Source organism: Pseudomonas sp. MWU13-2105, assembly GCF_023242315.1.
Lineage (GTDB): Bacteria > Pseudomonadota > Gammaproteobacteria > Pseudomonadales > Pseudomonadaceae > Aquipseudomonas.
In genome coordinates, this window is record NZ_JALLIY010000004.1 from 94,693 (window position 1) to 108,533 (window position 13,841).

The 13,841-nt window shown below is 63.9% G+C and carries 6 protein-coding genes; all 6 read right to left on the reverse strand.

The genetic code is table 11. The features are described from left to right. Positions 1-12: 12 nt before the first annotated feature. Positions 13-447: a thioredoxin TrxC gene (gene trxC / locus M5B96_RS06995; protein ID WP_248795979.1), complete on the reverse strand. Its 435-nt coding sequence runs from the start codon at positions 445-447 to the stop codon at positions 13-15. Positions 448-1,014: 567 nt separating this feature from the next. Then, entirely contained in the window at positions 1,015-2,478 is a 1,464-nt protein-coding gene (gene selO, locus M5B96_RS07000) for a protein adenylyltransferase SelO (RefSeq protein WP_248795980.1), read from the reverse strand. A gap of 99 nt (positions 2,479-2,577) precedes the next feature. Further along, positions 2,578-5,928: a mechanosensitive channel MscK gene (mscK, locus tag M5B96_RS07005; protein WP_248795981.1), complete on the reverse strand. Its 3,351-nt coding sequence runs from the start codon at positions 5,926-5,928 to the stop codon at positions 2,578-2,580. 36 nt (positions 5,929-5,964) lie between these two features. Next, positions 5,965-7,707, reverse strand: coding sequence for a potassium/proton antiporter (locus M5B96_RS07010; protein ID WP_248795982.1), 1,743 nt, complete (start codon positions 7,705-7,707; stop codon positions 5,965-5,967). A 102-nt stretch (positions 7,708-7,809) separates the two neighbouring features. After that, on the reverse strand, positions 7,810-9,612 hold the full coding sequence (locus M5B96_RS07015; RefSeq protein WP_248795983.1) for an acyl-CoA dehydrogenase: 1,803 nt from the start codon (positions 9,610-9,612) through the stop codon (positions 7,810-7,812). A 246-nt stretch (positions 9,613-9,858) separates the two neighbouring features. Further along, on the reverse strand, positions 9,859-13,812 hold the full coding sequence (gene putA, locus M5B96_RS07020; RefSeq protein ID WP_248795984.1) for a trifunctional transcriptional regulator/proline dehydrogenase/L-glutamate gamma-semialdehyde dehydrogenase: 3,954 nt from the start codon (positions 13,810-13,812) through the stop codon (positions 9,859-9,861). Positions 13,813-13,841: the final 29 nt, after the last annotated feature.

The window sequence follows — 13,841 nt, forward strand, 5'->3', positions numbered from 1 at the left end:
GGCGTGCGGCTCTCAGACGCCCTGGCTGCGCAGCCAGGCCATCAGCTGTGGCAAGGGAAAGGCGCCACTCTGGCGCGCCACTTCCCGGCCATTTCTGAACAGGATCAGGCTGGGAATCGAACGAATCCCCAGCTGTGCCGACAACTGCTGGTTGGCCTCGCTGTCGAGCTTGGCCAGGCGGCACTTGCCGGCCAGTTGGGCCGCCGCCTGTTCGAACACCGGTGCAAAGGATTTGCACGGCCCGCACCAGTCCGCCCATACATCCACCAGCAATGGCAGATCGCCTTTGATCTGGCTGGCGTAGTCGCTCTGTTTCAATTCGAACGGTTTGTCCAGCAAGACCGCGGCTTTGCAGCGCCCGCATTTCGGCTGGTCGCCCAGGCGCTCGGCGGGGATGCGGTTGAGGCCGTTGCAGTGGGGGCAGGGGATCAACAGGGAATCGGGCATGAGCGAGGGCTCCAGGGAAGTGGCCAATGCTCTCTATCTGGAGCCGGGAGTTGGTTTTATCAAGCTTTGTTGCATGCCCTGACATTTTTAGCCGCCGGTGTTCGACCCGCGAATCCAGTATGAGAGGGCGTACCGTCAGTCGAGTTGACCAATGGCAAATTGCGATAAGGGCATTGCATGGGTGTCATTGCTGAGAAACGCATTTGGGAGGCCAAGGAGCGCAGCTTGAGCTGACAGTGGTCGACGGTGAGTTGGTCGCAAGGCCGATGGTTCATCCGGTTCGTAAACGCTATTCCCTGGACGAGCTGCTTCAAGGTTCCGAGGAGATCGTTGAGTTGAATGCCGAGACTGCATGGGCTCGCGAAGGCGATCCGGTCGGAGGGGAGATAGGTTGATGGTGCGTAGGCAAAACCAACGGCGTCGCCGTCTGCAATCAAGTGCGCAGTTTCGATATCGAACAGCGCGTTCGAGACGGTTCCGCCAAGTTCATAGAGCGGCTGGACGATGTCACCATGATGGACATCGTTTGCCGGGTCGTCAGCGCTATCGAGCCAGAGGCATGAGCCCTCACGACGAGCAACTGATCTCCAGATGCTTGCCCCACTCCGGTGGCCGTTCGGCGTAGCGTTCCATACCCGGTTGCTCGTCGAACGGCTTGCTCAGCACCTCGTGGAGTTGCCGAACCTCTGAGTAATCGCCACTTTGCGCCGCATCAATGGCCTTCTGCGCCAGGTAGTTGCGCAGGATATACAGCGGGTTGACCGCGTGCATCCGCGCTTTGCGCCGGGACTCGTCCTGATCCGTTTCGCGGGCGACGCGGGCCTTGTAGCGTTCGGCCCAGGCGTCGAACCCCTTGAGATCGATAAAGTCATCGCGCAGCCGCGCGGTAGACAGTGCGGCCGGCTCATCCCCCAGGCGGCGGAAGAACAGGCTGTAGTCGACCCCGCCGGCCTGCATCAGTTGCAGCAGGTTTTCCACCAGCTTCAGGTCGTCGTCTTCGGCGCTGGTCAGGCCGAGGCGGCGGCGCATCAGGTCGAGGTAGTGGGCCTGGTACAGCGGCAGGAACAGGGCCAGCGCCTCACGCAACGCCTCGACACTGATGAACGGCGTCAGGGCCTGGGCCAGGGCGCTGAGATTCCACTGGCCGATCGGCACCTGGTTGCTGAACGAGTAGCGGCCCTGGTCATCGGAGTGGTTGCAGATGAAGTGCGCATCGAAATCATCGAGAAAGGCGAACGGGCCGAAGTCGAAGGTGATGCCCAGGATCGACATGTTGTCGGTGTTCATCACGCCATGGCAGAAACCGTAGGCCTGCCACTTGGCGATCAGTTCGGCATTGCGTTCGACGATCTCGCGGAACATCGCCAGGTATGGCTCCGGCTGTTCCAGGCACTCGGGGAAGTGCAGCGCCAGCACGTGCTCGCCAAGCTGCTTCTGCTGTTCCGGTTGCTTGGTGTAGTAGAAGTACTCGAAGTGGCCAAAGCGCACATGGCTGGGAGCCATGCGCAGGACCATGGCGCCGCGCTCCTGTTTCTCGCGCCATACCGGCGTGTCGGAACCGATCACGCACAGCGCGCGGCTGCTGGGAATACCCAGGGCATGCAGGGCTTCGGAGGCGAGGAATTCGCGGATCGAGGAGCGTAGCACCGCGCGGCCGTCGCCCATGCGCGAATACGGCGTTTGCCCGGCACCCTTGAGGTGCAGGTCCCAATGTTCGCCCGCGTCATTGTAGACCTCGCCCAGCAACAGCCCGCGACCGTCACCCAGGCGCGGGTTGTAGGAGCCGAACTGATGCCCCGAATAGACCATCGCCCGAGGCTCGGCTTCGGCCCAGAGCTTGTGCCCGCCGAACAGCTCGGCGAATACCGGTTCCCCGGCAATGGCCGGGTCCAGGTCGAGCAGGGCCATGGCCGCCGGACTCACCGCCACCAGGCGCGGGTTGTCCAGGGGCTCGGGCAGGATATGGGTGGAAAACCCGTCGCCCAGGCGGGCGAAGCGGTTATCGAAGGTCAGTTCGTCGAGGGCTTTCAAACGGCCGGCTCCAGCAGTATGTCCGAGTATTCTGCTGGGATTAGCCGGCAGACGCCAGCGGCCTCATGCAAACGGCATGAGCGCCGCGTGGGCCGGCGTTCAGTCAAGCTTGTCCGGTGGCGGCAACTGCTCCGGCTTGGCCGGCGCCGTCGACACGGGAGCCGGCGTTTCGCCTTCCACCGGCACCAGCTTGTATTCCTGACCATGCAGGTTCTTGAGATAGACCTCCATCTGCCGGAACGAGATGTTGATGTGCTCTTTCTTGAACTCGCGGTTGATGAAGCGGTTGACCTCGTCGACCACCGGGTTGCGGTCGCCCAGGTCGCGCACGTGCATGCGCAGTTCGTGGTCCAGGGTACTTTCGCCGAAATTCAGGAAGTACACGTGGGGTTCGGGCTCCTTCAGTACCCGCGGGTTGTCCCGGGCGGCCTTGAGCAGCAGCTCCTTGACCCGGTCGAGGTCCGAGCCGTAGTCGACGCCGAGCTTGAGGGTGACGCGGGTAACCGTGTCGGTCAGCGACCAGTTGATCAGTTGCCCGGTGATAAAGGTCTTGTTCGGGACAATGATGTCCTTGCGGTCGAAGTCGGTGATGGTGGTGGCGCGGATGCGGATCTTGCTGACCGTGCCCGACAGGGTGCCGATGGTGATGGTGTCGCCGATCCGCACTGGACGCTCGAACAGGATCATGATGCCGGAGATGAAGTTGGCGAAGATTTCCTGCATGCCGAAACCCAGGCCCACCGACAGCGCCGCTACCAGCCATTGCAACTTGTCCCAGCTCACGCCGAGGGTTGAGAGGGTGGAGACGAAGCCGATACCGGCAATCACGTAGGACAGCAGGGTGGTGGTGGCGTAGGCGCTGCCCTGGGCCAGTTCGAGCTTGGACAGCACCAGCACTTCCAGCAGGCCTGGCAGGTTGCGCGCCAGGGCGAAGGTGATGCCGATGATCGCCAGGGCACCGATGACGTTGCCGATGCTGATCGGCACCATGCTCATGGTCGCGCCGGTACCGCTGGTGTATTCGTAGAGGGTGATGTTGTCCAGGTAGGAGAATACGCTGATCAGGTCCGACCAGACCCAGTACAGGGCCGCGACGAAGCCGCCGAGCAGGGCCAGGCGGATCAGGCGCATGGATTGTTCGTTGACCTGTTCGATGTCCAGGGTCGGCTCTTCGATCTGCAGTTCGCCATCGCCGGCTTCCTTGGCCGCCTGGCGTTTGCTCAAGGCGCGCTGGTAGGCCAGGCGCCGGGCCGCGACCCCGAGGCCGCGGGCGAAGGTCGCCTCGATCACCAGCCAGAGCATCAGCAGGTAAAGGGTCTCGATCAGCCGGTCGCTGAGTTTCAGGGCCGTGTAGTAGTAGCCGAAGCACACGGCGATAAACAGCGCGATGGGCATGGCGGTGAAAAGCACGCCGATCAGTTTGCGAAACAGCGAGGCACTGCCGTGGTTCGGCGTGCCCAGCAGCAGGCGACTGAGCAGCAAGGCCATCAGGCCGTAGCAGGTCAGGACCACGGCGATGCCGAGCACATCGTCGGCCAGTGAGGCCGGTTGCAGCTCAGCCACGGAAACGATGGCCACCAGTGCCAGGACCACGAAGCCGAGTCGACGAATCCAGCCCTGGAGAAAATCGACCTGGGGCTTTTCCCAGCGGAAATGCAGCTCCGCCACGCCGCCCGGCGCGAGAATCCGGTAGGCGGTGTAGAACACCAGCCAGGCCAGGGAGATTTGCAGCAGCGCGGCCCCGAGGCTGGCGTTCTGGCCGCGGGCGTCGATCTGCAGCGCGTAACCGCACAGCGCCAGTGCCAGGGTGATCGGCATCGCCAGGGCGACGTTGACCAGGATCGCCAGCGGCGTGTGCCACTGGCTGTCGCGCTTGAAGTGGCCGATATCCTTGTGCACCTTGCTCAGGCGCGCATACAGCGACTTGCGCCGCCACAGCAGGGCACCGATCAACAGCAGCAGGGGCAGGAACAGCAGCGGATGTTGTGCCAGGCCATCGGTCAGTTCACTGAAACTGGAGGCCCAGGGCAGGGTAGTGAGCTGCTTTTGCAGGCGTGCCGGCACGCTTTCGATCCAGTCCAGGTCCAGGGGCTTGTTGCTCGGAATCCAGAACATCTGCTCGTCCAGGGTCGCGCGCAGGCTCTGGGCGGTACTGAGCAGTTGCTTCTGGTTCAGTTGCAGGGTGATGGATTCGTTGAGCAGGGCGCTCAGTTCGCGGTTCAGGCGTTCGAGCAGATCGCTGCGGGTTACCGCCAGGTCCAGCAGGGTCCTGCGCAGTTGCGCATTGACCTGCTCCGGCGGCTGGGTCGCCAGCAGGTTGTCGACATAGGTGGCCGGGCTGCTGATCAGTTCGCGCTGCTGGTTGACCTCGAACTGGTAGAGGCGGATATCGGCGATTTCATCGGCCAGGTTCTTGTCCACTTGCAGTCGCGGCAGGGCCTGTTTCTGCTTGTAGAGAATCTTCGACAGCAACAGGCTGCCCTTGAGTACGCTGATCTGCTCGTCCAGGGCCTGGTCGCTCTGGGTCACGCTGTCGAGCTGCTGTTTGGTCTGCAGGTTCTGCTGGGTCAGCTCGTTGAGGCGGTCGGTGCTCTTGAGCAGGTAGTCGGAGAGCTTGAGGTTGGTGGCGCTTTCGGTGGCCAGCACGCTGCTGTCGCCAGCCTTCTGCGCTTCGATGGATTGCTGGGTGACGGTCTGCTGGGACTGGGCCAGGCGCTTCTGGTTGATCAGCGACTGCATGTCCTGGATTTCCTGCTCCAGGCGTGCGGTTTTTTCCATCAGCAGGTCGTGCTGGCTGTTGCCCAGGTCCTGCAACTGGCTGTTGCCGGCCAATTCCTGGCGGCGCAACAGGATCAGCGCGTTGATCGAGGCCAGTTCGGCATTCAGCTGGTTGCGCTGGTCGGCGTTGAGGGTCTTGCCGTTGTCCTTGCCCTGCTTGAGGGTGCTGTTGATCTGCTGGATGCGCGTCTGGCTGCTGCTGATTTCCGACTGCGCGCGCTCGGGGCGGGTCTGGGCGGTGATGATCAGGCTGTTGGCATCGGCCAGGGCTTTTTGCAGGTCGCCCTGTTGGGTGGTGCGCTCGGTCAGCAGTTGTTCCAGCTGCGACACCGACTGGTTGGCATAACGCTGCGCCACCGGGACCACCTTGGTCACCTTCAGGCGCGCCAGTTCGCGCTGGTTTTCAACGGTCTGGCGCGGCGCATCGGCGACCTGCTGTTTGGTCGCGGCCAGGCGCTTTTCATAGTCGTCCTGGTTCGACATCCAGGTCAGCGTCTGCTGCAGTACGGCCTGCAGGGCCTTTTGATCGGCGTCGGCGAGCTTGCGGTCGGCGATCTTGTCCAGGCTTTGCTGGACCGATTCACGGGTGGGCGGCTCGGCCGCTTGCAGCGCGCCGACGGAAAGACTCAGGCCCAGCAGGGCCATGACAAGAAAAGTGCGCAAGGAAGACATAGGTACCGGTCAAGCAACGTGAAGAAAGTGGGCAGTTTAGAGGAAGAGACCCGGACCCGGGCGACTTCCTTCGGGGAATCTGACGCCGACTTTGGCGATCTTGTTCCCGTCCATGACCGCGACGGTCCAGAGGGTGTTGTTCCACTCCACCTGGTCGCCGACGATGGGCGCGCCGCCAACCTTGTGGGCGATGAAGCTGCCCAGCGGGGTATTCGGGTCGACGCCTTCGAGTTTCAGGCCATAGAGCGCCGAGACCGCGCCCAGCTGGGCGTCGCCTTCGAGTACGAAGTCGCCGAAGAAGCGCAGGTCGAGCCCGCGCTGCGGTGCCTGGCTGAACAGCTTGCCGAGGGCCGGCAGGTTGTGTTCGTGACCGATCACGCAGAGCAGGTCATCGACTTCCAGGGTGGTACTACCCGACGGATGGAGCAGTTGTTGACCGCGGAACAGCGCGGCGATACGCGTGCCTTCAGGCATTTTCAGTTCGCGCAGGGCGGCGCCGATGCACCATTTTTCCGCGCCCAGGCGATAGACGAACAGCTCCCACTCACTGGTGACATGCACTTCCAGGGCGGAGCGGGAGATCGGCGCGGGCTCCGGCGGGACCGTGACTTTCAGCAGTTTGGCCACCCACGGCAGGCTGGTCCCTTGCACCAGCAGCGACACCAGTACGATAAAGAACGCCAGGTTGAAGTACAGCTGCGCATGAGGCAGGCCGGCCATCAGCGGGAACACCGCGAGAATGATCGGTACCGCGCCGCGCAGGCCGACCCAGGAAATAAACGCCTTTTCCCGGCCATGGAAGGCCTTGAACGGCAGCAGGCCGACCAGCACCGACAGCGGCCGGGCGAACAGGATCATCCATAGTGCCAGGCCCAGGGCCGGCAGGGCGATGGGCAGCAGGTCATGGGGGGTGACCAGCAGGCCCAGCACCAGGAACATGCCGATCTGCGCCAGCCAGGCCATGCCGTCGAGCATGTGCAGGATGCCGTGACGGCTGCGCACCGGGCGGTTGCCGATCACCAGGCCGCACAGATACACGGCGAGGAAGCCGCTGCTGTGCAGGGCGTTGGCCAGGGCGAACACCACCAGGCCGCCGCTGATCACCAGGATCGGATACAGGCCGTTGGCCAGGTTGATGCGGTTGACCAGTTGCAGCATCAGCCAGCCGCCGGCCAGGCCGATGATGCCGCCGATGCCGAATTCGCGAATCAGGTGGCCGAGCAGGCTCCAGTGCAGGCCGGTCTGGCCGCTGGCGAGCATGTCGATCAGGGTCACGGTAAGGAACACCGCCATCGGGTCGTTACTGCCGGACTCGATTTCCAGGCTGGCGGTGACCCGTTCGTTGAGGCCTTTGCCGCCGAGCAGCGAGAACACCGCGGCGGCGTCCGTGGAGCCGACGATGGCACCGATCAGCAGGCCCTGGATGATGTTCAGGTTGAACAGCCAGGCGGCGGCCATGCCGGTCAGGCCGGTGGTGATCAGCACCCCGACCGTGGCCAGCGACAGCGCCGGCCAGAGCGCCACGCGGAAACTCGCGACCCGCGTGCGCAGGCCGCCGTCGAGCAGGATCACGGCGAGGGCGAGGTTACCGACCAGGTAGGCGGTGGGGTAGTTGTCGAAGATGATACCGCCACCGTCGACGCCGGCGGTCATGCCCACCGCGAGGATGATCACCAGGATCGGGATGCCGAGGCGCGAGGACAGCGAGCTCACCAGGATGCTTGCGCCTACCAGCAACGCGCCGATCAAGAACAGGCTGTTGATGGTCGTCGCATTCAAAGGCAGTACTCCAGGAAAGCTTGCAAAGGCTGGGCGCAGACTGACCATGCAGTCTGCGTGCCAGCGATTCTAACCTGTTGAAATGTACCGCTGTCAAAAGCTTTAGAACCAGGCGTCCTGCATCGACAGGCAGGTATCGTCGCGCGCTTCGAGAATGGCCAGCTCGTGATGGCAGCCCGGTACTTCCCAGGTCAGGAAGTAGCGTGCGGCTTGCAGCTTGCCCTTGTAGAAGTCCAGGTCCGCCGGGTTGCCCCTGGCCAAGCCTTCCTCGGCGCGCACCGCCTGCTCCAGCCAGCGCCAGCCGATGACCGTATGTCCGAAGGCCTTGAGGTACAGCGCCGAGTTGGCGAGGCTGCTGTTGACCTTGCCCTGGGCCAGGTCCGTCAGCAGGCCGATGGTCACGCTTTGCAGGCGCGCTACCAAATCCTCCAGCGGTTGGCGCAGGGCATCCAGGGCGGCATGGGCGGCGGCGCGTTGCGCGGTGTCGGCGATCAGTCGGATCAACTGCTTCAGGCCGGCCCCGCCGTTCTGCGCCAGCTTGCGCCCCAGCAGGTCGAGGGACTGGATGCCGTGGGTACCTTCGTGAATCGGGTTCAGCCGGTTGTCGCGGTAGTACTGTTCCACCGGGTATTCGCGGGTGTAGCCGTGGCCGCCAAGAATCTGGATCGCCAGTTCGTTGGCCTTGAGGCAGAACTCCGAGGGCCAGGATTTGACGATGGGCGTCAGCAGGTCGAGCAGTTCATGGGCCTGTCGACGCTCGGCCTCGGCGCTCAGCGTGGTGGTGTCATCGAACAGCCGTGCGGCGTACAGGCCGAGGTCGAATGCGCCTTCGACGTAGGCCTTCTGGGTCAGCAGCATGCGTTTGACGTCAGCGTGCTGGATGATCGAAACCGGTGCGGTGGTCGGGTCCTTGCTGTCGGGCAGGCGACCCTGCGGACGCTCCCGGGCGTATTCCAGGGAATACAGGTAACCGGCGTAGCCGAGCATGACCGCGCCCATGCCGACGCCGATCCGCGCTTCGTTCATCATCTGGAACATGTAGCTCAGGCCCTGGTGCGGCTTGCCCACCAGATAGCCGACGCAGTTCCCGTTATCGCCGAAGTTAAGCGCCGTGGAAGTGGTGCCGCGCCAGCCCATCTTGTGGAACAGCCCGGCCAGCAGCACATCGTTGCGCGGGCCGAGGCTGCCGTCGTCGTTGACCAGGAACTTGGGCACGATAAACAGCGAAATACCCTTCACCCCGGGCGGTGCGTCCGGCAGCTTGGCCAGGACCATGTGCACGATGTTTTCCGACAGCGGATGGTCACCGCCGGAAATGAAGATCTTGTTGCCCTTGAGCCGGTAGCTGCCGTCGGCGGCCGGTTCGGCGCGGGTGCGGATATCGGACAGCGAAGAGCCGGCGTGGGGCTCGGTCAGGGCCATGGTGCCGAAGAAGCGGCCGTCGATCATCGGTTGCAGGAAGCGGCGTTTCTGCTCGTCGCTGCCGAAGCTTTCGATCAGGTTCGCTGCGCCCATGGTCAGGAACGGGTAGGAGGTCGAGGCGGCGTTGGCCGACTGGAAGTGGGCGAAACAGGCTTGCGACAGCAGGGTCGGCAGTTGCATGCCGCCAGCTTCGAAGCTGCGCGCGGCGTTGAGAAAGCCGGCTTCGAGGAAGGCGTCGACGGCGGGTTTCACTTCCGGGATCAGGATCGCTTCGCCGTTTTCATAGCGCGGTTCGTTTTCGTCGTTCTTGCGGTTGTGTGGGGCGAAGAATTTTTCGGCGATGTTGCGGGCGGTGCCGATGGCTGCGTCGAAGGTTTCCCGGGAGTGCTCGGCGAATCGCTCGCGCTGGGTCAGGCCCTCGGCGTCGAGGACTTCGTACAGCTCAAAAGCCAGATTGCGGGAACTGAGCAGCATCTCGGACATGGCGGCCTACCTGTTGGGGAATGGGCCGAGTCTAGGTGGCTGAATAAGCGCTGCCTAGCAAGATTGATGTGGGTGATGGAGGGGCAGAATTCAGGGAGGTGTATTGCCTGGGCGACCCTCTTCGCGGGCAAGCTCCGCCCCCACGGGTTTTTATCGTGTCAGAGAGAGGGTGGCCTGGCACTGAACCTGTGAGAGCGGAGCTTGCCCGCGAAGGCGATCTTCCGCTCGACACATCTGCCAGATGTTTTAACCGATGGTCATCAGGCTGGCATTACCGCCCGCCGCCGCGGTGTTGACGCTCAACGCCCGCTCGATCACCAGGCGCTCCAGCGCAATGCCGGTTTCACCCTGGGACAGGCCCTGCACGCCGACAATCGCCCCGCTGCGTTGGGCGATCTGCTGGCAGACTCCGCGCAGTTGGTCGGAATGACCGTGATGCAGCACCGCATCGAACAGCACCTCGTCCTTGCTCCAGTCGGCCACGCGCTGGATGCGCGCCTGCACTTCTTTCGGCAAGCGCCCGCAGAGCGCCTTGGTCGACTCGCCTTCCGGCCAGACCGCCGAGCCGCCCACGGCCAATACCGCCGCCAACTGCGTCAACAGGTCGGCTTCGATCTCTGCCAGGCACAGCACATGCTCGCGGGGCAGGATGGCGTAGCTGTTGCGCTCGCCGGTCGGACCGTTGAGTACGCGGGTGATGCCGCTTTGCGACTGCGCCGCGAAGGTCGTGCACAGCGCCCCGAGGTCCGCCAGCTTCTGGCTCTCGGCCCAGGCTTGCAGGACATTGAGCGGCTTGAGCAGGGTTTCGCGCAGACGCACATCCGGTGCGGCGAGGGCGTCGCCACGGGCGAAGGATTGTTCGATGGCATCCGCAGGCCGGGTCGATAGCAGACGATAGAGGTACAGCGGCCCGCCGGCTTTCGGCCCGGTGCCCGACAGCCCTTCGCCGCCGAACGGTTGCACGCCGACCACGGCGCCGACGATATTGCGGTTCACATAGACGTTGCCGGCATGGACATTGTCGATCACCTTGGCAATGGTCTCGTCGATGCGGGTGTGTACGCCGAGGGTCAGGCCGTAGCCGGAGGCATTGATCTGCGCGATCAACGGGTCGATGTCCTTGCGTTTGTAGCGCACCACGTGCAGCACCGGGCCGAAGATCTCCCGCTGCAGTTCGTCGAGGCTTTCCAGTTCGATCAGGGTCGGCATCACGAAGGTGCCGCGCTTGCATTCCTCGCCATCGGCGATGGCCACCTGGTAGACCGTGCGGCCCTTGTCGCGCATGCCCTGGATATGTTTCTCGATGCCAGCCTTGGCTTCGGCGTCGATCACTGGGCCGATATCCACCGACAGGCGCTCCGGGTTGCCCAGGCGGCATTCGGCCATGGCGCCCTTGAGCATTTCGATCACGCGGTCGGCGGAATCTTCCTGCAGGCACAGCACACGCAGGGCCGAACAGCGTTGGCCGGCGCTGTCGAAGGCCGAGGACACGACATCGATCACCACCTGTTCGGTCAGGGCCGAAGAGTCGACGATCATCGCGTTCTGCCCGCCGGTTTCGGCGATCAGCGGAATCGGTCGGCCCAGGTTGTCGAGGCGACCGGCGACATTGCGTTGCAGCAGGCGCGCCACCTCGGTGGAGCCGGTGAACATCACGCCCTTGACCCGTTCGTCGCCCACCAGGCGCGCGCCGACGGTTTCACCACGGCCTGGCAGCAGTTGCACCACGCCTTCGGGAATCCCGGCTTCGAGCAGCAGGCGCACGGCCTGGGCGGCGATCAGCGGAGTCTGTTCGGCGGGTTTGGCGAGTACCGGGTTACCGGCGGCCAGTGCCGCGGCGACCTGGCCGCTGAAGATCGCCAGCGGGAAGTTCCACGGGCTGATGCAGACCACCGGGCCCAGTGGGCGGTGGGCGTCGTTGCTGAAATCGTTGCGCGCCTGTACCGCGTAGTAGCGCAGGAAGTCCACGGCTTCACGGACTTCAGCGATGGCGTTGGCGAAGGTCTTGCCGGCTTCGCGGACCAGCAGGCCCATCAGCGGCTGGATCTCGCTTTCCATCAGGTCGGCGGCGCGCTCCAGGATCGCGGCGCGTTCGCTCGGCGGGGTGGCCTGCCAGATCGGCGCGGCGTTCAGGGCGCACTGCACCGCGTTGTCGGCGTCTTCGACGGTCGCTTCCTGGACATAGCCGACCAGGTCGCGATGGTCCGATGGGTTGAGCACTGCTACCGGGGGTTCGCTGCTGGCGACACAGCCCAGCAGCGGCGCGGCTTTCCAGTCGTTGTGGGCGCTGGCCAGCAAGGCGCAGGACAGCGATGCCAGGCGATGTTCGTTGGCCATGTCGATGCCGGCGGAATTGGCCCGGTCGCGACCGTAAAGGTCACGCGGCAGCGGAATACGCGGATGCGGCAGGCCGAAGCCACCTTCCAGGGTTGCCATCTGCTCGATGCTGGCTACTGGATCGGCCACCAGTTCCTGAATCGAGATGGACTGGTCGGCAATACGGTTGACGAAGGAGGTGTTGGCGCCGTTTTCCAGCAGGCGCCGGACCAGGTAGGCCAGCAGGGTTTCATGGGTGCCGACCGGCGCGTACACACGGCATGGGCGGTTCAGCTTGCCTTCGGAAACCTTGCCCACTACCTGCTCGTAGAGTGGTTCGCCCATGCCGTGGAGGCACTGGAACTCGTACTGGCCCGGGTAATAGTTCTGCCCGGCGATATGGTAGATGGCCGACAGGGTGTGGGCGTTGTGGGTGGCGAACTGCGGGTAGATGACTTCCGGCACCGACAGCAGTTTGCGTGCGCAGGCGATGTAGGACACGTCGGTGTAGACCTTGCGGGTATAGACCGGGTAGCCCTCCAGGCCTTCGACCTGGGCGCGCTTGATCTCGCTGTCCCAGTAGGCACCCTTGACCAGGCGGATCATCAGGCGATGGCGGCTGCGACGGGCCAGGTCAATGACGTAGTCGATCACATACGGGCAGCGTTTCTGGTAGGCCTGGATCACGAAGCCGATGCCGTTCCAGCCGCTCAGTTGCGGCTCGAAGCACAGGCGTTCGAGCAGGTCCAGGGACAGTTCGAGACGGTCGGCCTCTTCGGCGTCGATGTTCAGGCCGATATCGTATTGCTTGGCCAGCAGGGTCAGCGCCAGCAGGCGCGGGTACAGCTCGTCCATCACCCGTTCATACTGGGCGCGGCTGTAGCGCGGATGCAGGGCCGACAGCTTGATGGAAATGCCCGGGCCTTCGTAGATGCCGCGCCCGTGGGAGGCCTTGCCGATCGAATGGATGGCCTGCTCGTAGGAGGCCAGGTATTTCTGTGCGTCGTGCTCGGTCAGTGCGGCTTCGCCGAGCATGTCGTAGGAATAGCGGAAACCCTTGGCTTCGAAGCGGCTGGCGTTGGCCAGGGCTTCGGCGATGGTTTCGCCGGTGACGAACTGTTCGCCCATCAGGCGCATGGCCATGTCGACGCCCTTGCGGATCATCGGCTCGCCGCTCTTGCCGATGATCCGGCTCAGCGATGAGGTCAGGCCGGTTTCGTTATGGGTGGCGACCAGCTTGCCGGTCAGCAGCAGGCCCCAGGTGGCGGCGTTGACGAACAGCGAGGGGCTGTTGCCCAGGTGCGGTTGCCAGTTGCCGGTGCTGATCTTGTCGCGGATCAGGGCGTCGCGGGTACCTTTGTCGGGGATGCGCAGCAGGGCTTCGGCCAGGCACATCAGCGCGACACCTTCCTGGGACGACAGGGAGAACTCCTGCAGCAGGCCCTGGACGATCCCGGCGCGGCCGCCGGCGCTCTTCTGGTTGCGCAGTTTTTCGGCTATCGAGGCGGCCAGCTTGTGGCTGGCTTCGGCCATGGCGGCCGGCAGGCGCGCCTGCTCCAGCAACATCGGTACCACTTCCGGTTCCGGGCGCCGGTAGGCGGCGGTGATGGCGGCGCGCAGCACTGATTGCGGCAGGATGCTTTCGGCGAATTCGAGGAAGCACTGATGGGCGTGGTCGCTCGGGGCTTCGCCGCTGTCTTCGGCGTCGCCACGGGACGAACCGTTGATTTCACCCAGGGTTGCACCGCTCTCGAGCTTTTCCAGGTAGTTGAAAATGGCTTGCTTGATCAGCCAATGGGGGGTGCGGTCAATCGAGTGGGCCGCGGCCTTCAGGCGCTCGCGGGTCGGGTCGTCGAGTTTGACCCCAAGGGTGGTCGTAGCCATTTTCTTATCCTCATGGTTACCACGATGGC